Origin of the sequence: Curtobacterium sp. C2H10, from assembly GCF_025407985.1 — a bacterium.
Lineage (GTDB): Bacteria > Actinomycetota > Actinomycetes > Actinomycetales > Microbacteriaceae > Curtobacterium.
The window spans coordinates 19839-46278 of record NZ_JABXGF010000016.1 but is presented as its reverse complement, the minus strand read 5'-3'; the positions used below and the strand labels follow the sequence as shown (position 1 = coordinate 46278).

The 26440-nt window shown below is 71.6% G+C and carries 31 protein-coding genes; 11 read left to right on the top strand and 20 right to left on the bottom strand.

The window, feature by feature from the left end; translation table 11 throughout:
* Positions 1-7: 7 nt before the first annotated feature.
* Entirely contained in the window at positions 8-994 is a 987-nt protein-coding gene (locus HWD93_RS08490; protein WP_261646574.1) for a LacI family DNA-binding transcriptional regulator, read from the top strand.
* A 26-nt stretch (positions 995-1020) separates the two neighbouring features.
* Here the strand turns inward: HWD93_RS08490 and HWD93_RS08485 are convergent, their stop codons facing one another.
* Entirely contained in the window at positions 1021-1992 is a 972-nt protein-coding gene (locus tag HWD93_RS08485; protein WP_261646573.1) for a nucleoside hydrolase, read from the bottom strand.
* Between the two features lie 137 nt (positions 1993-2129).
* Here HWD93_RS08485 and HWD93_RS08480 point away from each other — a divergent pair, with 137 nt between their 5' ends.
* Complete coding sequence (locus HWD93_RS08480) at positions 2130-2786, top strand: hypothetical protein (RefSeq protein ID WP_261646572.1); 657 nt, start codon at positions 2130-2132, stop codon at positions 2784-2786.
* Here HWD93_RS08480 and HWD93_RS08475 read toward each other — a convergent pair.
* Positions 2783-3394 carry a helix-turn-helix domain-containing protein gene (locus HWD93_RS08475; protein WP_071296572.1) on the bottom strand — a complete coding sequence of 204 codons (612 nt, stop codon included), beginning with the start codon at positions 3392-3394 and terminating at the stop codon, positions 2783-2785. The genes HWD93_RS08480 and HWD93_RS08475 overlap by 4 nt on opposite strands.
* Before the next feature lie 67 nt (positions 3395-3461).
* Between HWD93_RS08475 and HWD93_RS08470 the strand changes: the two genes are divergently transcribed.
* Positions 3462-4451 (top strand): NAD(P)/FAD-dependent oxidoreductase, encoded by a 990-nt coding sequence (locus tag HWD93_RS08470; RefSeq protein WP_261646571.1) that lies wholly within the window; start codon positions 3462-3464, stop codon positions 4449-4451.
* On the opposite strand, the gene HWD93_RS08465 is transcribed toward HWD93_RS08470, so the two are convergent.
* The 5 genes from HWD93_RS08465 to HWD93_RS08445 all read right to left on the bottom strand — a co-directional run bounded on the left by HWD93_RS08465 (position 4436) and on the right by HWD93_RS08445 (position 8188).
* A complete protein-coding gene (locus HWD93_RS08465) occupies positions 4436-5101 on the bottom strand; it encodes a pentapeptide repeat-containing protein (protein ID WP_261646570.1) in 666 nt (221 codons plus the stop codon). The two genes, HWD93_RS08470 and HWD93_RS08465, sit on opposite strands and share 16 nt — an antisense overlap.
* Positions 5102-5105: 4 nt before the next feature.
* Entirely contained in the window at positions 5106-5525 is a 420-nt protein-coding gene (locus HWD93_RS08460) for a DUF6314 family protein (protein ID WP_261646569.1), read from the bottom strand.
* A gap of 9 nt (positions 5526-5534) precedes the next feature.
* Positions 5535-5882 (bottom strand): SHOCT domain-containing protein, encoded by a 348-nt coding sequence (locus HWD93_RS08455; RefSeq protein ID WP_261646568.1) that lies wholly within the window; start codon positions 5880-5882, stop codon positions 5535-5537.
* Between the two features lie 75 nt (positions 5883-5957).
* The gene (locus tag HWD93_RS08450; RefSeq protein WP_261646567.1) at positions 5958-6995 is read right to left on the bottom strand and encodes an NAD-dependent epimerase/dehydratase family protein; all 1038 of its coding nucleotides are present in this window, start codon (positions 6993-6995) and stop codon (positions 5958-5960) included.
* Positions 6995-8188 (bottom strand): zinc-dependent alcohol dehydrogenase, encoded by a 1194-nt coding sequence (locus HWD93_RS08445; protein WP_261646566.1) that lies wholly within the window; start codon positions 8186-8188, stop codon positions 6995-6997. Before HWD93_RS08445 ends, HWD93_RS08450 begins: the two co-directional genes overlap by 1 nt.
* 338 nt (positions 8189-8526) lie before the next feature.
* Between HWD93_RS08445 and HWD93_RS08440 the strand changes: the two genes are divergently transcribed.
* Complete coding sequence (locus HWD93_RS08440; protein ID WP_261646565.1) at positions 8527-9345, top strand: polysaccharide deacetylase family protein; 819 nt, start codon at positions 8527-8529, stop codon at positions 9343-9345.
* Here HWD93_RS08440 and HWD93_RS08435 read toward each other — a convergent pair.
* Positions 9337-9972: a TetR/AcrR family transcriptional regulator gene (locus tag HWD93_RS08435; RefSeq protein WP_261646564.1), complete on the bottom strand. Its 636-nt coding sequence runs from the start codon at positions 9970-9972 to the stop codon at positions 9337-9339. The two genes, HWD93_RS08440 and HWD93_RS08435, sit on opposite strands and share 9 nt — an antisense overlap.
* Before the next feature lie 54 nt (positions 9973-10026).
* Between HWD93_RS08435 and HWD93_RS08430 the strand changes: the two genes are divergently transcribed.
* Positions 10027-10353 (top strand): hypothetical protein, encoded by a 327-nt coding sequence (locus tag HWD93_RS08430; protein WP_261646563.1) that lies wholly within the window; start codon positions 10027-10029, stop codon positions 10351-10353.
* Here the strand turns inward: HWD93_RS08430 and HWD93_RS08425 are convergent.
* Complete coding sequence (locus HWD93_RS08425) at positions 10337-10837, bottom strand: GNAT family N-acetyltransferase (protein WP_261646562.1); 501 nt, start codon at positions 10835-10837, stop codon at positions 10337-10339. The two genes, HWD93_RS08430 and HWD93_RS08425, sit on opposite strands and share 17 nt — an antisense overlap.
* Before the next feature lie 51 nt (positions 10838-10888).
* Between HWD93_RS08425 and HWD93_RS08420 the strand changes: the two genes are divergently transcribed.
* A complete protein-coding gene (locus tag HWD93_RS08420) occupies positions 10889-11473 on the top strand; it encodes a TetR/AcrR family transcriptional regulator (RefSeq protein WP_071296562.1) in 585 nt (194 codons plus the stop codon).
* Between the two features lie 49 nt (positions 11474-11522).
* Here HWD93_RS08420 and HWD93_RS08415 read toward each other — a convergent pair whose 3' ends face one another.
* On the bottom strand, positions 11523-12419 hold the full coding sequence (locus HWD93_RS08415; protein WP_261646561.1) for an aminoglycoside phosphotransferase family protein: 897 nt from the start codon (positions 12417-12419) through the stop codon (positions 11523-11525).
* A gap of 22 nt (positions 12420-12441) precedes the next feature.
* On the opposite strand from HWD93_RS08415, the gene HWD93_RS08410 reads away from it, so the two are divergent.
* Positions 12442-12810, top strand: a complete 369-nt coding sequence (locus HWD93_RS08410) for a nuclear transport factor 2 family protein (RefSeq protein WP_070417224.1) — start codon at positions 12442-12444, stop codon at positions 12808-12810.
* A 61-nt stretch (positions 12811-12871) separates the two neighbouring features.
* On the opposite strand, the gene HWD93_RS08405 is transcribed toward HWD93_RS08410, so the two are convergent.
* The 4 genes from HWD93_RS08405 to HWD93_RS08390 all read right to left on the bottom strand — a co-directional run bounded on the left by HWD93_RS08405 (position 12872) and on the right by HWD93_RS08390 (position 17262).
* On the bottom strand, positions 12872-13522 hold the full coding sequence (locus HWD93_RS08405; RefSeq protein WP_261646560.1) for a DNA alkylation repair protein: 651 nt from the start codon (positions 13520-13522) through the stop codon (positions 12872-12874).
* Positions 13519-14391, bottom strand: a complete 873-nt coding sequence (locus HWD93_RS19455) for a sulfite exporter TauE/SafE family protein (RefSeq protein WP_261646559.1) — start codon at positions 14389-14391, stop codon at positions 13519-13521. The genes HWD93_RS08405 and HWD93_RS19455 overlap by 4 nt, the downstream gene beginning before the upstream one ends.
* Positions 14334-16082 (bottom strand): ATP-binding protein, encoded by a 1749-nt coding sequence (locus HWD93_RS19450; protein WP_175475951.1) that lies wholly within the window; start codon positions 16080-16082, stop codon positions 14334-14336. The genes HWD93_RS19455 and HWD93_RS19450 overlap by 58 nt, the downstream gene beginning before the upstream one ends.
* Before the next feature lie 82 nt (positions 16083-16164).
* Positions 16165-17262 (bottom strand): type I restriction endonuclease, encoded by a 1098-nt coding sequence (locus HWD93_RS08390; RefSeq protein WP_071296557.1) that lies wholly within the window; start codon positions 17260-17262, stop codon positions 16165-16167.
* A gap of 288 nt (positions 17263-17550) precedes the next feature.
* Here HWD93_RS08390 and HWD93_RS08385 point away from each other — a divergent pair, with 288 nt between their 5' ends.
* Positions 17551-17727 carry a hypothetical protein gene (locus tag HWD93_RS08385; RefSeq protein ID WP_175473744.1) on the top strand — a complete coding sequence of 59 codons (177 nt, stop codon included), beginning with the start codon at positions 17551-17553 and terminating at the stop codon, positions 17725-17727.
* 215 nt (positions 17728-17942) lie between these two features.
* Here the strand turns inward: HWD93_RS08385 and HWD93_RS08380 are convergent, their stop codons facing one another.
* The 5 genes from HWD93_RS08380 to HWD93_RS08360 all read right to left on the bottom strand — a co-directional run bounded on the left by HWD93_RS08380 (position 17943) and on the right by HWD93_RS08360 (position 21742).
* Positions 17943-18359, bottom strand: a complete 417-nt coding sequence (locus HWD93_RS08380; protein WP_261646558.1) for an NYN domain-containing protein — start codon at positions 18357-18359, stop codon at positions 17943-17945.
* Between the two features lie 336 nt (positions 18360-18695).
* Positions 18696-19892 carry a peptidoglycan DD-metalloendopeptidase family protein gene (locus tag HWD93_RS08375; RefSeq protein ID WP_071303330.1) on the bottom strand — a complete coding sequence of 399 codons (1197 nt, stop codon included), beginning with the start codon at positions 19890-19892 and terminating at the stop codon, positions 18696-18698.
* A gap of 152 nt (positions 19893-20044) precedes the next feature.
* Entirely contained in the window at positions 20045-20521 is a 477-nt protein-coding gene (locus HWD93_RS08370; RefSeq protein ID WP_261646557.1) for an SRPBCC domain-containing protein, read from the bottom strand.
* Entirely contained in the window at positions 20518-20907 is a 390-nt protein-coding gene (locus HWD93_RS08365) for a helix-turn-helix transcriptional regulator (RefSeq protein WP_071303328.1), read from the bottom strand. The genes HWD93_RS08370 and HWD93_RS08365 overlap by 4 nt, the downstream gene beginning before the upstream one ends.
* 79 nt (positions 20908-20986) lie before the next feature.
* Positions 20987-21742, bottom strand: a complete 756-nt coding sequence (locus HWD93_RS08360; RefSeq protein ID WP_261646556.1) for a helix-turn-helix domain-containing protein — start codon at positions 21740-21742, stop codon at positions 20987-20989.
* A gap of 76 nt (positions 21743-21818) precedes the next feature.
* Between HWD93_RS08360 and HWD93_RS08355 the strand changes: the two genes are divergently transcribed.
* Together HWD93_RS08355 and HWD93_RS08350 are read left to right on the top strand one after the other, a co-directional pair.
* Complete coding sequence (locus HWD93_RS08355; protein ID WP_261646555.1) at positions 21819-22658, top strand: sulfite exporter TauE/SafE family protein; 840 nt, start codon at positions 21819-21821, stop codon at positions 22656-22658.
* 27 nt (positions 22659-22685) lie between these two features.
* Positions 22686-24578 carry a gamma-glutamyltransferase family protein gene (locus HWD93_RS08350; RefSeq protein WP_261646554.1) on the top strand — a complete coding sequence of 631 codons (1893 nt, stop codon included), beginning with the start codon at positions 22686-22688 and terminating at the stop codon, positions 24576-24578.
* A 19-nt stretch (positions 24579-24597) separates the two neighbouring features.
* Here HWD93_RS08350 and HWD93_RS08345 read toward each other — a convergent pair whose 3' ends face one another.
* Positions 24598-25641: an NAD(P)-dependent alcohol dehydrogenase gene (locus tag HWD93_RS08345; RefSeq protein WP_070417231.1), complete on the bottom strand. Its 1044-nt coding sequence runs from the start codon at positions 25639-25641 to the stop codon at positions 24598-24600.
* Positions 25642-25915: 274 nt separating this feature from the next.
* Here HWD93_RS08345 and HWD93_RS08340 point away from each other — a divergent pair, with 274 nt between their 5' ends.
* The gene (locus HWD93_RS08340) at positions 25916-26356 is read left to right on the top strand and encodes an OsmC family peroxiredoxin (protein WP_071303323.1); all 441 of its coding nucleotides are present in this window, start codon (positions 25916-25918) and stop codon (positions 26354-26356) included.
* Positions 26357-26440: the final 84 nt, after the last annotated feature.

The following is a 26440-nucleotide window of genomic DNA, read 5'->3' as shown; positions in this document are numbered from 1 at the left end:
GAACCCCATGTCGCATCCCGCCACCGTCGCCGACGTCGCCCTCGCCGCGGGCGTCTCACGGCAGACGGTGTCGAACGCGTTGAACCGGCCCGAGGTCGTCCGCCCCGCGACGCTCACCAGGGTCCAGGCAGCCATCGACGACCTCGGGTACCGGCCGCACGCATCCGCCCGTCGGCTCCGCACCCGCCAGAGCTCCACGCTCGGCGTCCGGCTGGAACCGGTGCACGGCATCTCCGGCGCCGTGCTCGACCGCTTCCTGCACGCGCTCGTCGAGTGTGCCGACCTGCGCGGGATGCGCATCCTGCTCTTCACCGCCACCGACGTCGACGACGAACTCGCCCACATCGAACGCCTCGTCGAGGGCTCGGACGTCGACGGGTTCGTCCTCACCTCGACGTTCCACGGCGATCCCCGCGCGGCGTGGCTCGGCGCCCGGGACATCCCCTTCGTGACCTTCGGCCGGCCGTGGGGTCTGCCGGACATGGACGCCGCGCCGCACCCCTGGGTCGACGTCGACGGGTACGCGGGCGTGCACGACGCGACCGAGCACCTTGTGGCGCAGGGGCACCGCCGGATCGGGTTCCTGGGCTGGCCGAGCCCGTCCGGACAGGGTGACGAGCGCCGACGGGGCTGGCGGGACGCGATGCGCGCGGCCGGGCTGCCCGACGATCCCGGGCTCACGTGCGAGGACGACGTCACCGCGGCCACCGGCACGGTCGCGGCGGCGGTCGAGGCCGGCGCCGGGTTCGACGCGCTCGTCTGTGCGTCGGACACCCTCGCGCTCGGAGCCCGGTTCGCGCTCGGGGCGGCGGTGCCGGTGGTGGGCTACGACGACACCCCGGTGGCCGAGGCGGTGGGCGTCTCCAGCGTGGAGCAGCCCCTGGTCGAGGTCGCCGCGGCCGCGATCGAGCTGCTCATGGGCACCGGTCGGACCGTCCTGCCCGCGTCGACCGGACACCGCCTGCTGGCTCCGCGGGTGGTCTGGCGGAGCTGAGACCGCGACCACGGCGTGCCGCTGCGCTACCGACCGACGCCGTCGCGCCCGACCGACCCGGTCGACACCGTGCCGACGTGGAGGATGCGCTCGCGGATGACGTCCGCCGCACGGTCGTCGGCCGTCACCACGACACGGACCGCCGGCCCGTCCGCAGCGGGGACCGTCCGGCCGTGCTCGGCCCCACCGACCACCACGTCGAGCGGGGTGGTACGGACCGCGGGCTCGACCTCGCCCGCCGCGATGGCCGCCGCCAGCGGGTCGTGGAGCGGTGCGCGACGGACGTGGTCGACCGACTCGTAGAAGTCGACGTAGCTGCGCAGCATCGTTCCGAGCGCGACCCGGAGCGGATCGCCGGCCGCCGTGAACCGGTCGGCATCGGCGTCGTCGAAGCGGTGCTGCCGGGTGACGTCGAGCGGCACGAGCACGAGGTCGAATCCGGCGCGGAGGACCCGCCTGGCCGCCTCGGCGTCGTTGTGGACGTTCGCCTCGGCGGTGGGCGACACGTTGCCCGCGTCCCCCACGGCACCGCCCATGATCGTCAGCGTGCCGACGAGCTCCGGCAGACGCGGCTCGGCCTCGAGCGCGACAGCGAGGTTCGTGAGCGGCCCGATGGCCAGGACGTCGAGCTTCCGGTCACCGGCTGCGTGGTCGCGGGCCAGCCGGACGAGGAGCTCGGCGGCGGGGTCCTCCGCGGCCGCGACACCCGGCGGGAGGTCGACCCCGCCGATGCCGTTCGCTCCGTGCACGTGCGGAGCGCCGCCGCCGTACGATCCGCCGATCGGGTCGTGCGCGCCGACCGCGACGGGCACGGTCCGGCCGCACAGGGCCAGCAGCGCCGCGGTGTTGACGGCCGCGGTCGCCGCGTCGGTGTTGCCGGAGACCGTACCGATGCCGACGAGGTCGACGTGCGGGACGTCGAGCAGGTACGTGAGGGCGAGGGCGTCGTCGACGCCGGTGTCGCAGTCGAGGAAGAGCGGGACGGTGGGCGTGGTCACCCGGTCATCCTCCCATCGCCGGCGGGAACCGCCCCGGACACGATCCGATGACGATCGGATCGGTCCGCGGACGCCGACGACTACGGTCGGCTGCGGGGCCACCGCCCGGCCCGTGATCGCGGTACCAGGGGGAGCACATGCGACGGATGACGACCACGGGGAGCACGGCGATCGCGATCGCGCTCGCAGCACTGGCCCTCACCGGCTGCGCCCAGGGCTCGACCGGCGCCGACCCTGCCCCGACCGGGACGACGTCCGCCGCGGCTCCGAGTGCCTCCCCGACCATGCCGGGCTCGACCCCGCGTCCGACCTCGACGATCACCCCCGTGCCCGGGGTCGACGACGACGCCGGCCGGATCCCCGACTCGTGCGCGGCGCTCATCACGGCGGGCAAGTGGGACTCCTCGTTCGCGGGCTCGCCCCTGAACGACCCCACGGTGGTCGGCGACCCGGTGGTGGTGCCGAAGGACGACCTCACCCCGGTGCTCCAGCCGGACGGCAAGCAGCTCTCCTGCGTCTGGAAGGACCCTCGGGCGGACATCTCCTTCCTGTCGATCCGGGTCGCGACGGTGGACTCGACGAAGGCGTACGAGCACCTGAAGACGGCACTGGACGGGTACGACTGCTCCCTCGACGGCTACGGGTACCGCTGCCAGAAGGGCACGCAGAACGCCGAGTACCCGGTCACCGACGGCGACACGTACTACACCCGCGGCGACGTCGGCATCCACGTCCAGCAGTCGAACACGCCGACGTCGGGCCTCCTCGACGACGTCATCGCACACGTCTTCTAGCGGTCGGCGGGCCGCGACCGGATGTGCGCCCGCTCGCCCTGCGGCCCGTACAGGCACAGCACCTCGGTCACCTCGTCCGTGGTGTTCCCGACCCAGTGCGGCGTGTGCGTGTCGAACTCGACGACCTCGCCCGGCCCGAGGTCGAAGTCACGGTCGCCGAGGAGCAGCCGGAGCCGTCCGGACAGCACGTAGAGCCACTCGTAGCCCTCGTGCGTCCGGAGGGACCGATCGGTGTTCGCGGGCTCCGGCGGGATCAGCTGCTTGAAGGAGCGCACGCCGCCGGTCCGTCGGGTGAGCGGCACCACCACCCGGCCGCCGTGCAGCTCCGGCGCGAGGTGCACCCGCGGATCACCGGTCCGAGGCGCCCCGACCAGGTCGTCGAGCGGCACCTGGTACGCCCGTGCGAGCGGCAACAGGAGCTCGAGCGTGGGCTTCCGCTGGCCCGACTCGAGCCGCGACAGCGTCGACACCGAGATCCCGGTCTCGGCGGCGAGCGCCGCGAGCGTGACGGCACGGCGCGTCCGCAGCGCGCGCAGTCGTGGGCCGACCCCGTCGACGACCTCGGCCGTCGTGCGCGGGGTGATCCGTTCCTCCCGATCCGTCGCCATGCCGACCATGTTGCCAGACCGGCAAGGATGTTTGCCGTCGGCGCTCATGGATCCGCAGGATGCAGGCATGCGTGATCACTACGACGTCATCGTGGTCGGCGGAGCAGCCGCCGGCCTGTCAGCAGCTCTCGTCCTCGGCCGTTCGCGACGGTCCGTGCTCGTCGTCGACTCCGGCGAGCCGCGGAACGCCCGCGCCGAGGGGGTCCACAACTACCTGGGGCGCGAGGGCGCCTCGCCAGCGGAGCTCGGCTCGGTCGGCCGCGACGAGGTGGCCGCCTACGGCGTCGAGGGGACGACCGGGAGGATCGTGGCCGCGTCCGCCACGGACGGTGACGGTGTCGACCCGGTCGGCTTCTCGGTCACGCTGGAGTCGGGCGCGGTCGTCGCGACCCGCAGGGTGGTCGTCGCCTCGGGCGCCGTGGACGTCCTGCCGGAGGTCCCGGGCCTCGCCGAGCAGTGGGGGCTCGGTGTGGTGCACTGCCCGTTCTGCCACGGGTGGGAGATCCGCGACCAGCGCATCGGCGTGCTCGTGACGTCGCCGATCGGGGCACACCAGGTGCTCATGTTCCGCGCGCTGAGCGAGGACGTGACGGCCTTCGTCACGGACCTGACGCTCGTCGATGACACCACCCTGGCCGGTTTTGCCGCCCGCGGTGTCCGGGTCGTGACGGGACCGGTGCGCGGCGTGGTGTCCGACGGTGATCGGCTCACCGGCGTCTCGCTGGTGTCCGGCGAGTTCGTGGCGCTCGACGCCCTGGCCGCCGCGAGCACGGCGGAGGCGCGCATCGGGTTCCTCGAGGGACTCGGGCTCGAGGCCACCGATCAGCTCATGGGAGACCACCGGTACGCGAGTGCCCTGACGGTGGACGCCGCCGGACAGACGAGCGTGCGGGGCGTATACGCGGCCGGGAACGTGGCGGCGCCGATGGCGACCGTCATCGCGTCGGCGGCGGCCGGGACGCAGGCGGGCGCGGCGGTGCACGGCGACCTCGTGCAGGCGGACCTGGCGCGCGCGCTGGCGACCGCGTCCGCGCCGGCGGGTCAGTCGACGCGGTAGCCCGCCTGGGCAGCGAGGAGCGGCGCGAGCGTGCACAGCTGGTCGGCGGCGATCGTCGCGCCGCGGAACCCCTCGAGCCGCTCCACCCGGTCGAGGTCGGCGGCGCGGAGGTCGACGTGCTCGATCCGGGTGTTCGACCCCTCGGCCGCGCGGATCCTCGTCCCCTCGAACGACACCCGCAGCAGTCGGGCATCGGCGATGTCCAGCTCGTCGACGACGCAGTCGCGGAACACCACGTCGGTGAGCGTCGACCCACGGAGGTTCACGAACCCGAGCTTCATCCCGACGAACTCGACGCCGTTCAGCCCCGCGTCGTACAGCTCGGCGGAACCGATGCGGCCGCCGGCGATCCGGACCTCGCGCCAGGAGCTGCTCGACGCCCGGAGCACCGGCGCGTCGAGCGTCTCGACCACCGAGTCACGCACCCGCAGTCCCCGGAGGTCGGCGCCGTCGACCCGGAGGGTGCCGATCACCGACTCCTCGATCTCGAGGTCCGGCAGCCGCTCCCCCGCGAGGTCGAACACGTCGATGCGCTTCCCCTCGATCCGGTCGCCCGTGAGGACGTCGCCGGGACCGGGCGTCCAGTCGTCGAGGTCCGTCGGTTCGGTCAGGGTGATGCGCGGGGCGTCGGTACCGGAGCTGCGGGGCATGCACTCAGTCTGCCGCGTGGGACCGACGTCGCAGCGTGCTGTCGAGGACGTAGTCCTTCGCGGGACCGTGCGCCTCCCACCGGACCGTCCACCGATCGGCGTCCCCGGCGAGCACCCCGGAGTAGTCGTCGGGCGCGCACGCGTGCGACACCGCCGATCCCCAGACCCAGTCGTGGAACACCCGGCCGTCGGCGAAGTGCACGGTCCAGCGGCCGTCCGGGCCCCGGCGCACCCGGAGCGTCCGTGCCACGGGGACGGTCCGCCCGTCGAACGCCATCGTGCCGGTCTCGTCCCAGCGGACCTCGTCCGGGGCCGCGCGCGTCAGCGTGGTCGTCCCGGTCACGAGGCCGTCGACCCCGGCACGCCGGTCGTGGACCGTGCGGCGCAGGGTCCACTCCCCGAGCAGGTCGATGGGCTGCAGCACCCGCCCAGGCTAGCCGCGGAGGGCCTCGGTGCGGGCAGTGCGGTGCTCCTCGTCGGAGATGACGCCGCGGGCGCGCAGGTCGTCGAGCTCGGCGAGCCGCTGCTCGAGCGTCTTCTCGGGCGCGAGCGTCCGGCTCTGCATGGCCTGGTACGCCAGGTCCTCCTCCATGGTGAACGGGTTCTGGCCCCGCTTCGCCATCCGGGCGCTGCGGAGGACGATCGTCACGACGATCGCGACGACCCCGAGGCCGATCACGGCCGAGCCCACGCCGAACAGGACCCCGAACGCGCCGAAGTCGCCGAGCCCGCCGAAACCCCCGAACCCGCCGCTGCCGTCGCTGTACAGATCCCCGAACACGCCGTCCCCCTTCGTCGGAACGATCCGACCGTAGCGCTTCCCCGGCCCGGGCGCTGCCCCGCGAAGGGGCCACCCTCACCCGCTCAACGGCCCCGACCCCGGCACCCGCGCCCCGTCCGCGAACCCGGCCACGAGCTCGCGCAAGGCCTCCTCGGAAGTGTGCCGCGCCTCCCATCCGAGCACCGACCGCGCCCGGTCCGTCCGCATGATCGGCACCTGGGCCGCGATGTCCACCCACCCCGCGTCCGTCGGCTGCAATCGCAGCCGCCACGTGAGCGTGACGAGCCCGCGGATCAGCCACATCGGCGCCCGGATCGCCCCGAGCATGCCGAACGCCCGCGCCATCCTCGGCGGGTTGAGCACGGGTGTGGCAGCGATGTTGAACGCCCCGCCGGCACGTCGGTCGATCGCGCGCCAGAAGGCATCGGCGACGTCGTCGGCGTGCACGGCCTGGAACACGAACGGCAGCGGCAACGGCAGGACCGCCCAGCGGATCCACCGGACGATCGACATCGGCACGAGACGTCCGAGGAACAGTCCGCGGAGCTCCGCGGCGGCGCTGCGCTGGAAGACCAGTCCGGGGCGGAGCCGGGTCACGACGACGTCCGGGTGGCGAGCGGCGAAGGCGTCCATCGCAGTCTCGTTCTCGGCCTTGTGGATCGAGTACGTGGCGGTCGGGATGCCGGTGACGGGGAACTCCTCGTCGACGGGCGTCCGCTTGCCGTCCACGTCGACCCCGCGGTACGCCCCCACGGACGATGCGACGACGACCTGGGGGACGCCGACGCGCGCCACGGCCTCGAGGACGTTGGCGGTCCCGGTCACGTTCGTCCGGTACTGCGCCGGGATGTCGTGCGTCGGTTGCAGGGCCCAGCCGAGGTGGACCACCGCGTCGGCACTCCGGAACACGGCGGCCAACTGATCGACCGCGTCCGGGGCGCCGATGTCGACGGCGTGCCAGACGGCCGTCCCGTACGGCTCGGCACGGAGGTCCGGCAGCCGCCGGGCGACCCCGACGACCTCGACGGAGGTGCCCTCGGCACGGACCGCTGCCAACCGCCGCAGCACGGCGGTCCCCAGGTTGCCGGTCGCGCCGACGACGACGATCCGCATCAGGCGGCGGCCAGTGCGGGGTCGAGCACGACCTTCACGCAGCCGTCCTCCTTCTTCTGGAACACCTCGTACATGTGCGGGGCGTCCTCGAGCGAGACCCGGTGGGTCGTCAGGTCGAGCGTCCCGAGCGGGTCCGACGGGTCCTGCACGAGCGGCATGATGTCGTCGATCCAGCGCTTCACGTTGCACTGCCCCTCGCGGACGGTGATCTGCTTGTCGAACAGGGTGAACATCGGCATCGGGTCCGCTCGACCGCCGTAGACACCGCTCAGCGAGACCGTGCCGCCACGGCGGACCAGGTCGATCGCCGCGTGCACGGCAGCGAGCCGGTCGACACCGGCGACCTCGATGGCCTTCTGCGCGATCGCGTCGGGCAGGAGTCCGGCGGCGCGCTGCGCGAACCCGGCGACCGGGTTGCCGTGCGCCTCCATGCCGACCGCGTCGACGACCCCGTCGGGACCGCGACCGTCGGTCAGGTCGATGAGCTGCGGCACGACGTCCTTCGTCAGGTCGAACACCTCGGCACCGTGCTTCGCCCCCAGGTCGCGGCGGACCTGCTCGGGGTCGACGGCGAGCACCCGGTAGCCGAGGTGCGCGCCGATCCGGGCCGCGAACTGTCCGACCGGACCGAGGCCGAGCACCGCGAGCGTCCCACCCTCGGGCACGTCGGCGTACTGCACGGCCTGCCAGGCGGTCGGCAGGATGTCGCTGAGGAACAGCCAGCGGTCGTCGGGCGTGCCGTCGTCCGGGATGACGATGGGCCCGTAGTCGGCGTGCGGCACGCGGAGGTACTCGGCCTGTCCGCCGGGGACCTGGCCGTACATCTTCGTGTAGCCGAACAACGAGGCGCCCGTCCCGTACTCGGCGGTCTGGGTGGTCTCGCACTGCGACTGCAGGCCGTTGCGGCACATCCAGCAGTGGCCGCACGAGATGTTGAACGGGACGACGACGCGGTCGCCCACCTTGAGGTTCGTGACGGCGGAACCGACCTCCTCGACGATGCCCATCGGCTCGTGGCCGAGGACGTCGCCCTTGTCGATGTAGGCGCCCAGCACCCGGTAGAGGTGCAGGTCGGAGCCGCAGATCGCGGTCGAGGTGATCCGCACGATCGCGTCGGTCGGCTCCTGGATGGTCGGGTCGGGGACGGTCTCGACGGACACCTTCTCGGTGCCCTGCCAGGTCAGTGCGCGCACGTCGCGTTCCTCTCGTGGTCGCTTCGGGCCGGCCAGGAGGCGCGGCTCGTCTCCCCACGTCGGTACCCGCCCGACCCGTGGTGCGTTCCCAGCCCCGTCCGGTCAGCGCGTTCCGTGGCGGACGCGAGCCGCGCCTCCTGGCCCGCCCGCGGCGACCCCGTGTCCCGCGTCAGCCGCCTGCCGGAGGTGCGCATCGGAACGACGTCTGCGCGCCGTCCACCGTGCGCACTCGTCGTCGCCGTGCGCAGTCCCGTGCTCGCGCCCGGTGGCCGACCGGCCAACCGGATCGTCCCGCCAGCCGATGCGCCCGACCGGCCGGTCGACCGAAGCTGGTGCCGATGGACCACCGCACCACCCGCCGCTCCCTGCTCGCCGGAGCGGGCGCCCTGCTCGCCGCCGGGGCGCTCTCCGCCTGCTCGCCGACCGGACCACGACGGGAGGCCGTCGCGACGCACCCACCGACCCCGACGCGTTCCCCGACGCCGACGCCCACTCCGACGCCGACACCGACGTGGGTGCAGCCGACGATCTCGAGGACGACGCTCCCGGCAGGCACCGTGACCGGACTGCCGGCGGGGACGCCCGGGATCGCGTGGACCGTCGACGACGGAGCGTCCTCCGACGTCGTCGGTGCCTACGCCCGCTTCGCCGCCGCGACCGGCACCCGGTTGACGTTCTTCGTGAACGGGGCGCGGCCCTCCTGGACGGAGCACGCCGACGTGCTCCGGCCCCTCGTCGAGTCGGGGCAGGTGCAGATGGGCAACCACACCTGGGACCACCCGGCGCTGACGAAGCTCGGCGACCAGGCCATCGAGGACGAGCTGACGCGCAACCACGAGTTCATCGAGCGCACGTTCGGCGTCGACGCGCGCCCGTACTTCCGGCCGCCGTTCGGGTACCACGACGCCCGGGTCGACGCGGTGGCCGCACGCGTCGGCTACACCACGCCGTTGCTCTGGTACGGCACGCTCGCGGACTCCGGAGACATCGGTGCCGGGCAGATCGTCGGGTTCGCGGACCAGTGGTTCACGCCGGGCCGGATCGTGATCGGGCACGCGAACTTCCCGGGGACGATCGACGCGCTCCCCCGGCTGGGCGCGCTCGTCCGGCAGCGGCGGCTCGGGACGTACACGTTGGACGACGTGTTCTCACGCTGACCGCGGACCAGGCGCGGGGCCGGGGCCGGGGTCGCCGGGGTCGGCGGGGTCGGCGGGGTCGTGCCGGGTGGCCGTGACCCCGGGTCCTGCTCCGGTGCGTGCCAGCGCGCGACGGGCGGCGGTGCGGGCCTCGGCAGCGGTCGGAGCCGGTTCGAGGCCCAGCAGTCGCCGACGGTGTCGCTCCCCGAGGAGCAGCGTGAAGAGCGCTTCCGCCTCGCCCGGTTCCGCACCGGCGCGGACGAGCGCGGCCTGCGCCGTGAGCGGGCCGGACTCGTGGAAGCCCCGTGCGAGTTCGGGCGAGCTGACGGCCGTGGCGATGACCAGCCGGTGCAGCGCGACCGCGCGGTCCGAGAGCAACGCCTCGACCACGGCGGTCGCGGTCGACTCGAGGTCGGGGTGCGCGTCGTCGCTGTACCCGTGGTGCCGTTGGACGACCGCCCGGAGCAGGGCCGCCTTGTCGCCGAAGGCCGTGTAGATCGTCCGCTTCGTGACCTCGGCCGCTGCGGCGACGCGGTCGAGCGAGACGTCCGCGAAGCCGTGCGCCAGGAAGAGGTCGGTCGCGACGTCGATCACCCGTTCGTCGCGTGCAGCACGCTCGTCCGCGGTCGGTCGCCCTCGCTTGCCCATGGTCCGAGTGTACCGGTAATGATACGTTGGCGTTTCATTAGGAGAGGATGCGCAATGGACGACGTGATCTGCCACGTGGCGATCGCCGACGACTGGGAGATGAGCCGCGGGTTCGGCGTGTACGAGGTCGCGACCCGGAACGTGCCGCTCGAACCCGGCGACCACGTCCGCGTGACCACCCCGGCGGAGGTCGATGCGATCGTGACCGAGCGCTACGCCGACCTGTCCATCCCGCTGCTCCGGATCGACCTGAGCGTCGCCGGACTCCGTGCCTCCGGCGTGGAGGTCGCCTGGCACGAGGGCACACCCCGGGTACTCGGAGGCATCCCGATGGACCCGGACGTCGTCCTGGCCGAGACGCCCATCAGTCCGCGGCGCTGACCTCGGGGACCGCGTCGATTCGCCGACCGAAGCACACCGAGTTCGTCGACCCGGCGTAGGCGCCGAAGAGCGGGATCGCCGTGTACCCCTCGCGCTCGTAGAACCGGATCGCGTCGGGTTGCGCCGTGCCGGTCTCGAGGACCACCGAGCCTGCGCCCGCCCGCACCGCTTCCCGCTCGAGCCGCCGGAGCACCGCCGTCGCCACACCGGTCCCCCGAGCGGACGGCGTCGTGTACATCCGCTTGATCTCCACGACCCCGGCACCGAGGACATGGTCGGGGAGCGGCCGGAGTCCGCCGCAGGCGATCGCGGAGCCGTGCTCGTCACAGGCCAGGACGAACACCGGAACGTCGGCCGCGGTCGGCGGGACGCCGGGCTCGTGGTCGCTCGTTCCGTACCGCGCGTCGAGCTCCTGCCGCTGCGCTCGGCGGAGCCGGTCGGCGTCCGGGTGGTCGAACGGGACGGTCGTGATGGTCCAGCGCATGGCGATCCTTTCGGTAACGACCGTTACGGTAACACCTGTTACGCTTCCGGTGTGCCCCGGACCCGAGACGATGCCGCCCAGCGGACCCGGCTGTCCGAGGCCGTCTTCACCACCCTCGCCGACCTCGGTCCGACGGGCCTGACGCTCCGTGCGGTCGCCGAGCGCGCCGGGTGCACGACGGGGCTCGTCCTCCACACGTTCCCCGACAAGCGCGCCCTCCTCCTGCACGCCCGGGACGTCCTGCACGACCGCACGAGGGTCCGTGCCGACGCGCTCGAGGCGGACGCCCCGGATGCGGCATCAGCAGTGCGGGCCGTGGCCGGCGGCGCACTCGCGGTCGATGCTGGACGCCTCGCCGAGGCCCGGGCGTGGGTCGCGTTCCTCGCCGCCGCGCTCGGCGACCCGGTGCTGCGTGATCGGCACGTGACGAACAGCCGCTCCTTCGCCGAGCGACTCGCTCGACTGCTCGCGCTCGCGACCGGCCTCGCGGGTGCGGTGTGTGCCGACCGCGCGGCTGCCGTGGCCGCGACCGTCGAGGGGATCACCGCGTTGGCCGCGGGCGACCCGGAGCGGTGGACGCCCGAGCGACAGCTCGCGGCGCTCGACCTCGTGCTGGACGCGGTGCTGACGCCCTAGTCCCGCCGGCCCCGGCCCCGGCGGGCGGTCCGACTGCGTGACTCGGAGTTCAGGTCGCGACCGGATCGGCGAGGACCGCCCGCAGCACCGCCTCGTGCTCACTCCGGTCCCCCGGCCCGGCGCTCCCCGCGAGCATGATGAGCGCCTTCCAGAGCGCCCAGCCCCGAGCACGCGCCCACGTGTCCCCGTCGAGACCCACCGCGGCACGGAAGTCCCGGCGGGCATCGCCGTCGAGGAACGTCCACGCGAGGACGAGGTCGCACGCCGGGTCGCCGACGCCGCACGTGCCGAAGTCGATCACCGCGGAGAGCCGACCGTCCGCGCCGACGAGCAGGTTGCCCGGGGCGACGTCGCCGTGGAACCACACGGCGGGCCCGTGCCAGACCGAGGCCGTCGCAGCGTCCCAGACCGCTTCGCAGGCACGGCGGTCGACGGCGTCCCCGAGCGCGTCGAGCGCCGCCACCACCTCGGCCGCGTAGTGCGAGGGGTGCGCTCCCCGGTGGAACGAGTGCGCCCCGGCGACCGGCCCGTCCCCGGCCGGCACGGCCCGGAGCTGCCGGAGCACCGCGCCGACGTCGGCGGCGAAGGCCCGTCGGTCGAGGTCCGTCGCCCGGAGCGCGACCGTGCCGTCGATCCAGCGCCGGACCGACCACGGGAACGGGTACCCGTCGGCGGGGACGCCCAGGCCGACGGGCTCCGGCACCGGGACGTCGAGCCGCGACGCGAGGTACGGCAGCACCCGCTGCTCCTTCTCGACCGCCGCCACGTACCCGGCGGCGCTCGGCAGCCGGACCGCGAGCTCGCTGCCGAGTCGGTAGGTGCGGTTGTCCCATCCCTGCGGATCGACCTCGCGCACGGGCAGCCCGGACCACTGCGGGAACTGCGCGGCCACGAGCCGTTCCACGAGTGCGGCATCGATGCGGGGCCGGGGCACCTCGGTGTGCATGCCCCCAGGCTAGGCTCCGGGCATGGCCACCGTGTCCGAGCTGCTGACCGCGAACCTCCACGACGTCTTCGGGAACCGCGACGCCGCCTCCCGCCGTGCCGCGATCGAGCGGACGTACTCCCCCGACGTGACCTTCACCGACCCGGAGGGCACCGCCGTCGGCTGGGACGCCCTCGAGCAGAAGGCCGCCGAGCTCCTCGAGACCGTGCCCGGCGCCTTCCAGTTCGTCGAGGAGGGGCGTCGCTACGTCTCGGAGACGCACGGCGCACTCGCGTGGGGCTTCGGCCCGGTCGGGGCGCCCGCCGTGCGCGGGATCGACGTCGTCGAGGTCCGCGACGGTGTCGTCGTGTCGCTCACGACGTTCTTCGCGGAGCCCACCGAGTCCGACTGAGGGCACGCGCCGCGTCCGACTGAGGGCACGCGCCGCGTCCGACGGACGGCCGGCGGTCGCCTCAGCCGCGCAACCGGTCGCGTTCGGCCGCCGGCAGGTGCTCCGTCGCCGTCGCCCGTGCCGCCGGGCCCAGGAACCGCGCCTGCCGCTCGAGGAACGCCACGAGCGCGTCCTCCGACGCCCGCTTGCCGGTCTCGCGCAGCACCCACCCGAGTGCCGACTGCACGGTGTCGCTCCGCTCCCGCACGAGTCGCCCCGCGATGGCGAGCGGCACCTCGGCGTCGCCCTGCTTCACGAACGCCAGGGTCGCGACCAGAGCGATCCGCCGGACCATCGCAACGTCGGACTTCACGAGCGCGAACAGCGGTCCGGTCGAGCCGCCGACGAGCGGGGCGCCCACGAGTTCCTCCGCCCCGAGGTCGACCAGCACCGAGTCGTCGAAGCGCTCCGCCTTCGCCGCCGACAGGTACTCGTCGGTCAGCTCCGGGTCCGGGTGCTCCCGCATCGCCTGCACCATCAGGAGGACCGCGACGAGGCGTGCCCCCGCGTCCTCGCTCCAGAGCAGCGCGGACCGCTCGCCCTCGTCGAGGTCGGCGAACTGCCGCGCGACGCGTCGCGCCGCCGGCACGTCACCGCTCGTCCGTGCGAACGCCGCGAGCACGGCCTCCGCATCCGCCGGGTTCCGTCCACCACCGGCCTGGAGGCGCGTCACGCGACCTCCCCGTCCGTCGCCTCGTTCCGCGGCACGGCCCGGCGACCACGGCGCAGGACGATCACCGCGACCACCACGAGGAACTCGGCGAAGAGCCAGGTACCCACCTGCGGATCGACGAGGCGGGCGATCCACGCGCCTCCTGGAGAGCAGATCGCGGCCGTGATGCCGATCGTGAGGCCGACCCGCAGCTCCACCGCACGGCGACGGAGGTTCGCCACCGTGCCGGAGACCGACGTCGGCACCATCGTGAGCAGCGAGGTGCCCTTCGCCAGCAGGTCGCCCGCGCCGAGGACGACCTCGAGCCCCGGCACGATGACGACGCCACCGCCGACCCCGACGAGCCCCGACAGCACGCCCGAGAGCAGCCCGAGCAGCAGGAGCACGATCGCCTCGACGACCCCGAAGTGCACGTCGCCCCCACGCGTCGGCACCGTCGTGAACAGGGAGACGAGCACGACCGCGATGAACCCGACGAAGATCCACGGCAGGACCCGCAGCGGGAGCGCACGGAGGAGCCGCGCGCCGATCGGGGCCCCGACGACGCTGCCGACCGCCAGGGTCAGGGCCGCGAGCCAGTGCACCTCGCCCTGCACGGCGTAGGTGATCGCACCGACGACGGCCGCGGGGGCGATCGCCACGAGGGACGTCGCCGATGCCCGACGTTGGTCGAGTTGGAGGAACGCCATCAGTGCCGGCACGACGATGACCCCGCCGCCGACGCCGAACAGGCCGGAGAGCACCCCCGCGACCACCCCGATCGCCACCAACACGAGCACCCGACCGCCGCGCTTCTCCATCAAAACCGAGCCTAGACGTCCATCCTCACGACAACCGGTCCGTCGGAGTTGAAGGCAGGCCCAAAGCACAAGGCTTCGTATCGCTTCAAGGACGGCACCACCTGGCGCGCAATAGGGCCCACAATAGACTCTAGATACGAGAGAGAGGTGTCGTCCACCACGCGAAATACGATGTAGCTTTCGCATTGACTGAGAACAGACTTCGAAACAACCGCCGTTCTTTGCGAGACAAGAACAAACGAGAGGCCGAATTTTCTAGCCTGCATGACGTAGCGCGCCGACAATGCCGATGCGTCCTGCTCGGGCCGACTCGCAAAGTTCCACTCTGGGACGAGACTGTGCGCTTCCTCTAACAACACCACCCGGCTATTCGGTGAACCCGCCATGTACTCCGCATGCCCAGAGTTCATCATCTCCCGAACAAATACCTCTGTCGCAGCGGCCGGAGCCCCTCGCACATCCTGCACTGAGAACCCGTTCGAGAACGCGGCTCCGGTCGAATATGAAGCAATCGATCTCTTACTTGAGTACTCCCCGGTAACGTCGAGGACCACCACCTGCGCCATCTTGGAGAGTTGCTCCCCAATGTGAGCGACAGTTGTTGTCTTTCCCATTCCTGACATCCCGAGCACCGCGACATGGCCCCTTACAGCAGGATCAGTAGCGACGCCAATCGGCATCGAGGTACCAGGGAGCTCACCGACGCGAAAATGAGTGCTTGGCAGAGCGCTCGTCGAGGGTGCCGCAAGTCGGAGCGGAGCATGAGGCGGCAAAAGGCGCACGGAATGCCTGAGCCAACCGGCCACCTCGGTTCCCAGTTGCGTCGCAACGATGGACGCGCCCACCGCCTTCGAATTAGACCAGTTCATTTCGTTCAACTCGAGGTGAACGACTTGCAGCCACCGATCTGCACCGTCGACGTCAGCGGCCAGCACCTGACCGAGTTCGAGCGCTTCAAGAGAGGTGAAATGGACTAACGAGACGGTCGTACCGGGCCCTGCCACGCCTACAACGTTCGAATGCGCCCCCACCTCGACACCAACACTCCGCTGAAGACCACCGCCCGATACATCACCAGCCTGGGCAAGAGACACGACGGTCTGCCAGCCGGTCTGCCCAGGTAGTTGACCGGTCACCACACCTTCGCCCACGTCGGAGACACGAACGCGGCGTCCTGCTTCGATACGCCCCAATCCGCCGAGGAGCACGACGCCAGGCGCGATCGCGTCTATGAGCGCTCCATTCACCGTTGGCTCTTTACGCCACAGCGCGGCAAGGGGAACGACTTTTGGAGCGAATGCGACCAAGGTCGCAGCTATTACCAACCACACATACCTTGAATCACCAGCCGCAATGCGATTGACGGCGTAGAGCTGAAGCGCGGTAACCCCCAGCGCCACGGCAGTTCCCCACGATGAAACTCGGTAGGATACGCGCTTCAAAGCCGTGTCATCCGCAAGGAATATTGCCAATAATGCCGCTACGACAACGATCAAGCTAAGGCCGAGGTAGGAAACCCACAGCCCCCACAGGGGGCTCCGGTCAACAGTAAAGAACGCCGCGATGGCGCCAATCGCGTTAACCAACGCCGGCCGAGCCGCCGTATAGAACGGTTCGAGCAGTGACGCGGATAGGATTCCGCCAAGTGCCGTGTAGAACCACCAAGCCCCGTAAAATGCTTCACCCGTTAAGGATGCAACCGCCGTGAAAGCGAGGAGTACCACCAGTCCGAATAGTGCGCGGCGGCGTACGGAGTTCACCTGGAGCATCTGCCTTCAATCGCGTAAATAGCTAGTCGGGGCCGGATACCGAATCTCATCAGAGGGGAGACTGCCGGGGTGATCACTTCAGGTAGCTGGCGACACTGGCGCGTATTGCGTTCGCGTGGAGGTAGATGTCGTCGAGCGCCTCGATCGGGTGCTTGGTCTCGACCTTGTTCTCGTCGAACAGCCCGAGGTACTTCTGCTTCTTGCCGTTGAACCACAGACGAGCGATCGGCTTGCGGTTGTTGTCGTCGAGCAGGACGGCGAAGTACGACTTCTGGTCGCGGTGCGCGATGCGGTCCGGCTTCACCTCGCTGCAGGCGATCGCCTTGACGATCTGGTACCCCTCGAGTTCCTCGAGCGTGGTCTCGATCTCGGTGTCCCGGTCGAGATCGTCCTCCGCGACTGCCGCGCTCGTCATGGCCTCCGCAGGTGCTTCCGCTCCGACCGGGGACGTGTAGGAGGCGCCGAGAGCCGTCTTGAGGCGATCGTTGACCTGCTCGTTCAGGAACTGCTTCGACGCCTTCGCGACGAGCGTCGTGAACTGCGTCCGCGCCTCCTGGGTGAAACGGCCGTCGTACACACGAGAGGCGAAGAGTCGGACGAAGTCTTCCTCCGGCTCGCGGAATTGCGCGGCGATCGCTCGCTTGATCGAGCCGACGTACTTGAGCTCTTCCGCCGCGCTGATGACCGAGTCGAGGTCGAAGACGTCCTTCGTGAGCTTGCTCAACTCCGGGAGGAGCGTCTCGTCGATGTCAGCGAGGTCCAGCACCAGGAACGGCCGGTCATCCATCTTGTTCGGCGCATCGAGGTCCGTGTAGAAGTTGTAGACCTCGCCGTTCGTGAGCACCGCGATGCGGGCGTTGGTGACGGAGAAGTAGCGGAACAGCTGGGAGGCGTGCTCGATCTTCAGCGGTTCGGTGGACTTCTTGCACTCGATGAGGATCTGCACCTCGCCGTCGCGCATGATCGCGTAGTCGACCTTCTCGCCGCGCTTCACACCGACGTCGGCGGTGAACTCCGGTACGACCTCGAGCGGGTTGAACACGTCGTAGCCGAGGATCGTTGAGATGAACGGCATGACGAACGCGTTCTTCGTCGCCTCTTCGGTCTGGATGGCCTCGCGCTGGTTCTGCACCTTCGTGGCCAGTGCAGCAAGGCGTTCTTCGAACTCCATCGTTCCTCCCCTGGGTCGATCCAACGTTAGTTGAAGACCTGTCACCAATGCGATCGCTCGCGCCCCCAATTCGCGGGCAGTGACCAAGCTACTGCAGGTGGAACATCACACATCATCACCGTAGGCTGCTGTATGGGGCGGCGGTCGCCGGACGATCGTCCCGGGCAAGATTGAAGCCCACCACCGCTGCAACGGTGATGGGCTTCGAGTTGCTCTCCGAGTGGAGTGCCAGAGGGACACGCGACGTCCCGAGCGTTTCGCTCGGAACTAGCATACGTGACCCCGGTCATGGACGCACCCCTCGGCACCCCGCTCCTCGTGTCCGCCGGCGCTGACACACCGGAGGTGGTCTCGATGTCGAAGGACAACGGGTCCGAGCCCAGGCGTCGGATGTCCTGGCTGCCGGTCGCGAGCTTGCTCGTGGCCGTCACCAGGCTCCTGCTCGACGTCTGGCGGCGGGACTGAGACGGCGGCCCGCACTCGGCACGAGTGCGGGCCGTTCCGACTGGAGGGACGTCGCCGAGGTCCGGGACTGTCGACTGGAGCAAAGCAGTCCGTGCTGGTGTCGCGCGTCGGCCACGAGTCGAGCGAGCGGCGCAGACGAGACGGCGGCAAGGTCCCGCGCTTGCTCGTGGCCGGCCTCTCGGATAGCGTGTGTGCCACACCCCCGGATGTCTCGACTACCGGGCGCGAAGCCCCGCCTCCGGCGGGGCTTCTGTACTTCTGGCCACCCAGCGCTTCGGCCGGGTGACCGTGCCGTGGGCATCCACGATCCGCTCGGGCAGCTGCGCCGCCAGCATCGACGCCGCGCGAACATGCCGCACGTGATCGGGAGCGAGAGCGAGCAAGCTCCGAGCGGGTGCCGCCGTCGGGCTGATCAACCCGATCTCGACATCGGCGCGCTCCCGTGCCAGCCGCAGCGCATCGACGAAGTCCGAGTCGTTCGACAGGACGAACACCGCGTCCACGCTCCCGCTCATCGCGTCGCAGACGAGGTGCGCGGCCAGGCTGACGTCCGACCCCTTCTCCTCGATCTTGCGCACCCGCACGGTTCGAGGAGATCCGTCGGCCTGCAGCTCGAGCGGGCTGACGGCCATCCACCGACGATTCGACCGAAAGGTCCCGAAGTGCAGGGAGACCCCCGGAACGGTTGCGAGTACGCGGTGAAGTACCGGACGTGGACCACCTCGAAGTCCGGGAGCAAGAGCTCGCAGAGCCGTCGGACGTCGAGCCACCGACACTCGGGCCGCTGTTCGAGCGCGCGGCGGTAGAGGTTGAACCCGTCGATGTATATCCCTGCGCGCTTGGCTCCCGTCACATGACGATCGTGACATGTGATGTGCGGGAGTCGATCAGGCTGTGGATTTCCTCGCCCCCGGGGGCGAACGACGACGAACGGCCCGCACCGGTCCAGTGCGGGCCGTTCCCCGGCGTCAGCGGAAGTGCAGCAGCGTCAACGGATCGAAGAGCGACCCCGCCCGCCGCGTCTCCACGTGCACGTGCGGCCCCGTCGACTGCCCGGTGTTCCCGGACCGCCCGATCTCGCTCCGCACGGACACGATCTGCCCCTGCTTGACCTCGATCTTGCTGAGGTGCGCCGTGAGCACGGTGACGTTCCCGTAGGTCACGACGATGTAGTTGCCGTACGAGGCGTTGTTCGCGACGGTGCTCGTCACGGTGCCGGTCCCGGAGGCGTACACGGGCGTGCCCACTGCGACCGGAGCGTCGGCGCCCTGGTGGTAGCGCGGGACGTGTCCGGCCCCGCGGTCGTCGCCGTAGCGCCCGGAGATCTTCGTGCTCGCGACCGGCCACATCATGCCGGTGACGGGCTTCGTCGACCACACCCGGGTGTCCTTGCCGCCGTAGAGCACGACGTTGCCGTCCACCTGCACCATGAGCGTGCCGGCGCCCGCTGTGCCGGTCCGCGAGTTCCAGAGCGTGACCTTCTTCTGCGCGGCGTCGCGACCGACGACGGCGAAGTTGCCGTCCTTGCGCAGCTCGGCCCACGCGCCCTTGTGGCCGGCGGTGCCGGACTGCCAGACGACCTTGCGGTTCACGGTCTGCACGAGGTTGCCGTCGGCCTGCATGGAGAGGCGACGGGCACCGCTCGTGTCGGAGCTGAGCACGGTGCCGGAGTAGATCGAGTTGCCAGCGGGGACCGTGCCCTGCTGGCTCGTCCAGTTCACGATCGCGGTCTTGCCGGAGTAGAGCCCCATCGTGCCGTCGGCGCGGACGGCGAACGACGTGGACTGCGCGGTGCCGGCCGAGGCCCAGCGGACGATCCGCTTCCCGCCCCGCAGCAGGTCGACGGCCCGGTTGCGGCCGATCGTCACGATCGCGCCGGGCTGGTTCGAGGTGTTCGATGCCCAGAGCACCTGGTTCCCGACGCCGTACTCGACGAGGTTGCCGTCGCCCTGCAGGATCAGCCGGAACTGCCCGTTCGGCGAGGTCACCGAGTCCCCGGGCTGCAGCGTCGTGCCGGCCGGGACGGAGCCCTTGTGGACGACGGCGGCGGACGCCGGTTCGGCGATCCCGACGACACCGCCGGCGACGACGGCGATGGCCACGACCGCGGCGGCGAGTCGAGGGAGTCGGCGTGCGTGCGCGACGGAGGACGGTGTGCTGGTCATGGAACCCCTGATCTGGAACCGGCCGAGCCCCTGCGCGGCCGTTCGGCGACGTGCTCTCGACACGCCGCCGAACGATGGTCACCTTTTCGTGACGAGTCCACAACCCCGTTGCCCGGACCGGACAACCCCAGTTCCGGGGGCAACGGCCGTCGTCACGGGGCCTTGAGGAACTCCTTCGGCGACCCCAGCAGCGCCTCGAGCTTGTGGAACGACTGCGTCCAACCGGCGATGTTCATGTCGCGCATGACCTCGGGGAAGGGGCCCTGGGTGAGCGTGACGATCGTGCCGTCGCCGTCCTCGGCGAACTCGAGCGTGAGGGACAGCGGCGTCCCGTCCTCGATCCCGGGGATCCCCTGGGCGGTCGAGGTACCGACGATGATCCGGTTCTCCTCGATCTGCTCGAGCACCGAGGTCACCGGCGACGTCCACTCGGGGTTGTCGTTGCTCACCATCGTCAGGTTCCACGCCCCGCCGGCCCGGGCGTCGACCTCGACGGTGGCTGCCGGGACGTGGAAGCCGAGCGGCCCGAACCACAGCGCGAGCAGGGTGGGGTCGACGAAGGCGCGGTAGACGTCCGCGATGGGGTACGCGAACCGGTGCGTGGCGTGGGCGGTGAACTGTTCGGTCATGACTGCTCCTGGTGGTCGACGGACGTGACGGTCGGTGCGGTGGACGCGCCACCCACGGGGGCGGGCGGTCGCTGGGAGGCGAGCAGCGCCTCCAGGCTGTCGAACCGGCGGTCCCAGTCGGGCCGCAACCGGCCCACCCAGGTGCCGAGCTCGTCGACGGCTTCCTGCCGGAGGCGGCACGTGCGCCAGGTGCCGTGCCGTTCGCGGGTGATGAGGCCGGCGCGTTCGAGGATGCCGAGGTGCCGGGAGATCGCCGGCGCACTGACGTCGAAGGGTGCCGAGAGGTCGGTGACGGTGGCTTCGCCCCTGCCGAGTCGTTCGACGATGCGGCGACGGATGGGGTCGGCGAGCGCCGACAGGACGGCGTCGGTGCGATCGGTCTCCATCGTCGCCTCCTCGGTGAACCCTGCGGTTAATTAACCGCTGGGTTCAGTATGGGTGCGTGCTCGGTCCTGCGCAAGCCCCTCACCGGAACCGCGACGGCGGCGCACCGAACGCCTTCGTGAAGGCGGCAGTGAACGCCGCCGGGGTGGCGTACCCGAGCCGGCCCGCGACGTCCGTCACGCTCGACCGCCGGAGGGCCGGGAGGCTCGACAACAGACGCGCACGGACCCGCCAGCCCGCGGGCCCCACGCCCGTCGCCTCGCGGAAGTGCCGATCGAGGGTGCGCTCGGACACGGAGGCCGCGCGCGCCCAGTCCGCGTTCGTCACGTGGACGTCCGGGGCTGCCAGGTAGGAACGACACAGCTCGCGGAGGACCCCGTGCGGCGGCAGGGACACGGTGAGCGGGATCGGCGCCACCCGCTGCAGCTCGTGCAGGGCGAGCCGGACGAGCACCGCGTCCCGACCGGCCTCGTCGTAGGGGACCTCGAGCGCGTTCGCGGCGCGGAGGACCTCGCGCAGGAGCGGGCCGACCTCGACGACGGTGCAGACGGTCGGCCACCACGGGACGGCGTCGGGCTCGACGTAGAGGCTCCACGTCGTGACGTCGAGCATCCGCACCTCGTGGGCGACGCCCGCGGGGATGAGCACGGCGCGGTCGGTCGGCACCGTCCACGACCCCTCGTCGGTCTCGACGAGCATCACCCCGCTCGCGCCGTAGAGCAGCTGTGCCCGCCGGTGCTCGTGCCGGGCGAGCAGGTGGTCGGGCGGGTAGTCGGTGCCGATCGGCAGGACGTCCACGGGGAGGCCGTCGAAGTCGGCCACGGACACGTTGCGCACACGGCAAGGCTAGGTCTCGAAGGAAGTTGCCGCACATGCGATCGTCCGCCGCTCCCCTTCCGGCTGTGATGGAGGGGTGTCGTTCGTCGTGCTCGTCCTCATCGGTGTCCTCGTCGGGGTCACCACCGTCCTCTTCGGCTTCGGCGGCGGGTTCGTCACCGTGCCGATCATCACGGTGGCGGACGCCGCGCTCGGCGGGGACGCTGTCCGGGTGGCGACGGCGACCTCCGCGCTCGTGATGCTCGTCAACGCCGCGGTGGCGACCGCGTCCGCGCGGCGGGGTGCGCTCACGCCGCTCCGGGGCCGGTGGACACTCTTCCTGCTGCTCGGCGGCGGTGGGGTCGTCGGAGTCGCGGCGGCCCGGTTCGCCCCCGACGTGCTCATCCGGTGGGGCTTCGTCGTCTACCTCGCCGTCACGGTCGCGGACCTCGTGCTGCGCCCGGGGTTCCTCCGTCCCGGCCGTGCACGCCCCGGTGCCCCGGACCCGTCCGTGCACTCGACCGCGGGCCGGGCGACCGCCGCCGGCGTCCCGACCGGTGGCGGCCTGCCGACGGTGGCGGGCCTGCCGATCGGCGCCGCCGCGGCGTTCCTCGGGGTCGGCGGCAGCGTGATGACCGTCCCGGTGATGCGCCGAGCGGGTGCGACGATGTCCGCCGCGACGACCCTGGCGAACCCGCTCACCCTCGCGATCGCCCTGCCCGCGACCATCGCGACGCTGCTCGTGCCCGCCGGGGCCCTGCACGCGGCGGGCCTCGTCGGCGCCGTGGACGTCCGGGCGGCGGCAGCGCTGCTCCTCGGCGCCGTGCCGGTCATCGTCATGCTCCGACGCCGTCCCCCGCACCTGCCCGAAGCCGTGCACGCGTGGGGGTACCTCGTGCTGCTCGTCGCCGCCGGTGTCGCCGTGGCTGTCGCCTGATCGGGACCGCGGGGACAGGATGGGAGCATGCCGAACCCCGCGTTCACGCCGCCCACCGCACACCCCACCCGCCCGGACATCCGCGGCACGTTCGGCACGGCGGCGGCCACGCACTGGATCGCGACCGCCACGGCGCAGTCCGTTCTCGAGCGCGGCGGGAACGCATTCGACGCAGCGGTCGCGGGGGCGTTCGTCCTGCAGGTCGTCGAACCGCACCTGAACGGCCCCGGAGGCGACCTCACCGCGGTGTTCGCCACCGCCACGGACCCGACGCCGACGGTGCTCGTCGGGCAGGGTCCGGCCCCGGCCGGCGCGACGCCGGAGCACTACCGCGCCGAGAGCCTCGACCTCGTCCCCGGTTCCGGTGCCCTCGCCGCCACCGTCCCCGGCGCCGTCGACGCCTGGCTCCTGCTGCTCCGCGACCACGGCACGTGGGAGCTCGCGGACGTGCTCGCACCGGCGGTCGGCTACGCACGCGACGGCCACCCCGTCACGCCCGCGGTCGTCCGGACGATCACCGCCGTGCAGGACCTGTTCCGACAGCACTGGCCCACCTCCGCAGCGCAGTGGATGCCAGGAGGCGCGGTGCCCGTCCCCGGGGAACTGGTGCGCAACGAGGCGCTCGCCTCGGTGTTCGAGCGGCTCGTCGCCGCCGGTGCCGGCGCCGACACCCGGACCGCCCGCATCGACGCCGCCCGCGGCGAGTGGGCCGAGGGCTTCGTCGCCGAGGCGATCGACCGGTTCGTCCGCGAACCGCACCGGCACGCGTCCGGGACCGACCACGCCGGGGTGATCCGGGCGTCGGACCTCGCCGCGTTCCGGGCGTCCTACGAACCCGCGACGACGGCGGAGTTCCGCGGCTGCACGATCGCGAAGACCGGCCCGTGGGGTCAGGGCCCGGCGCTCCTGCAGACCCTCCGGCTGCTCGAACCGCTCGACGACGCCCGGCTCGACCCCTCGACCGAGCTCGGCGCGCACACGATCGCCGAGGCCCTGAAGCTCGCGCTGGCCGACCGCGAGGCGTTCTACGGCGACGGCGACGTCCCCCTCGACGTGCTGCTCTCGGACGCGTACACCGACGCGCGCCGGGCACTGATCGGCGAGCGTGCGTCGGCCGAACTGCGTCCGGGGGCGGTCGACGGGGTCGTGCACGCCATGCCGCCGGTCCGGACGTCGTACGCGACCGGTGCCGCGGCGGGGCTCGGCGAACCGACCGTGCAGGTCGCTCGGGACCGGACCCCAGCCGCGGCTGCCGCACCCGCCGCGCCTGCTGCTCCCGCCGCTCCCGTCGAGGACCGCGGCGAGCCGTTCGTCGCCCCGGACGGCGAGACCCGCGGCGACACGTGCCACATCGACGTCGTCGACCGCTGGGGCAACATCGTCAGCGCGACCCCGTCCGGTGGCTGGCTGCAGTCGTCCCCGACGATCCCCGAGCTCGGCTTCTGCCTCGGCACCCGGTTGCAGATGACCTGGCTCGAACCGGGCACGGCGTCGACGCTGCGCCCCGGCGAGCGCCCACGCACCACACTCACCCCGACCCTGGTGCTCCGCGACGGCGAACCGGTCGCAGCGCTCGGCTCACCCGGCGGCGACCAGCAGGACCAGTGGCAGCTGCTCTTCCTGCTGCGGTGGATCGTCGGCGGGTACTCCCCGCAGCAGGCGATCGACGCCCCCGCGCTGCACACGACGTCGTTCCCGGGGTCCTTCTGGCCGCGCACGTGGGAACCGGCGGGGCTCGTGGTCGAGGACCGCCTCGGGGACGACGTGATCACCGGCCTCGAGGCCCGCGGGCACGTCGTCACCCGGGCGGGCGACTGGGCGCTCGGTCGACTGTCCTGCGTGACGCGGGACCCCGCGACCGGCGTGCTCGGCGCTGCGGCGAACTCGCGGGGCGCGCAGGGCTACGCCGCCGGACGCTGACCGCCCCGCGGCGAGTGGGTCAGAGCGTCGGGACGACCACCGCGCGGCCCGAGAGCTCGCCGGCCTCGAGCTTCCGGTACGCCTCGAGCGCGTCGGACAGGGCGTAGCGCTCGACGTCGGGGACGATCTGCCCCGCCCGGTACATCGCGACGACCTCGTGCAGGTCCTCGATGGTGCCCCAGTACGTGTTCGTGATGGTCGACTCGTACGGCGTCCGGAAGAAGTTCCACTCGGTGGTGCCACCGGCGATCCCGACGACGGTGAACCGGCCACCGATGGCCATGGACGCCTGGGCGACCGTGATCGTCGGCGTCGCCCCGACGAAGTCGAACGCGGCGTCCACCCCGCGGCCGCCGGTGATCTCGCGGATCGCAGCGGCCTGGTCCGGGCCGCCCGGCACCGTGATCGCCCCGCGGGCAGCAGCGCGGTCCATCGCGTCCTGCTTCATGTCCGTCGCGATGACGGTCGCACCGGTGAGCGCCGTGAGGATCTGCACGGCGATCTGTCCGAGGCCGCCGAGTCCGACGACGAGGGCGTACTTGCCGCCGCCGGCCAGGTTCGGCAGGGAGTTCTTGATCGCGTGGTACGGCGTGAGCGCCGCGTCGCTGAGCGGTGCGGCGGCGACCGGGTCGGCGTCGCCGAGCGGCACGAGGTTGCGCGCCGGCACGGTGACGTACTCCGCCATGCCGCCGTCGCGCCCGAGGCCGATGCCCATGTACGGGTTCGTGGCGGCGTTCTCGCAGTAGGTGTCCTGGCCCTTCGAGCAGTACGAGCAGTGCCCGCAGCCGACCGGGCCGTAGACGAGGTAGGCGTCGCCCACCGTGAAGCCGGAGACGCCGTCGCCGAGTTCCTCGACCCAACCCGAGTTCTCGTGCCCGAGGACGAACGGGGGCTGCTGTGCGCCCGGCTGCCCCGCCTGGAACTCGCGGTAGACGGCGACGTCCGAGTGGCACGCACCGGCACCGGCGACCTTGAGGAGCACCTCCCCCGGACCCGGAGTGGGCTTCGGGACGTCCGTGAGGGACGGGAACGTCTGGAACTGTTCGAACACGACGGCGCGCATGGTGGGTCTCCTTTGAACGCTCTCCAGATTACACCCGTCGTTCAGGGCGACACGTGTTGCGCATCCGGCCGGACCGCCGCACGACCGGCGAAGAGCCCGTGGTCGAAGCGGGCACCGCCAGGACGCGATCGGCCGACCACACTGTCCCCCATGCGCCCGATCGTAGGGCAGACCTGCGTCTTCCCCGAGAGCCGATGCGAGAACGGTCGTTCTCTGATTGACTCGGCGTCGGCGGTCCCGATCGGGACCGATCCCCCACACGAAAGGAGCGGCCATGCCCACGCGCACCGCACGCACTGCTTGGAACGGCGGCCTCGAGGACGGCACCGGCCAGGTCGAGCTCTCCAGTTCGAAGGTCGGCACGTACGACGTCTCGTTCCCGAAGCGCGCCGCCGAGGACGCCGACGGCACCACCAGCCCCGAGGAGCTCATCGCCGCCGCGCACTCCGCGTGCTACGCCATGCAGTTCTCCGCCGTCCTCGGCGAGGCCGGCGGCACGGTCGAGGCACTCGACGTCAAGGCCGACGTCTCGCTCGGCCCGGACAGCGCGGGCGGGTTCAAGCTCACCGGCATCGTCCTCACCGTGAACGGCGAGGTCTCCGGCATCGACGAGGCGGCCTTCCTCAAGGCCGCCGAGGACGCCAAGGCCACCTGCCCCGTCAGCAAGGCACTCACCGGCGTCGACATCACGCTGCACGCGACGTTCGAGCAGTAGGCGAGCGACGCAGGAGCCGTCACCTGATGACGGACTGGAGGCGCGGTGCCGGCTGGCACCGCGCCTCCCGTCCGTCGGTCACCA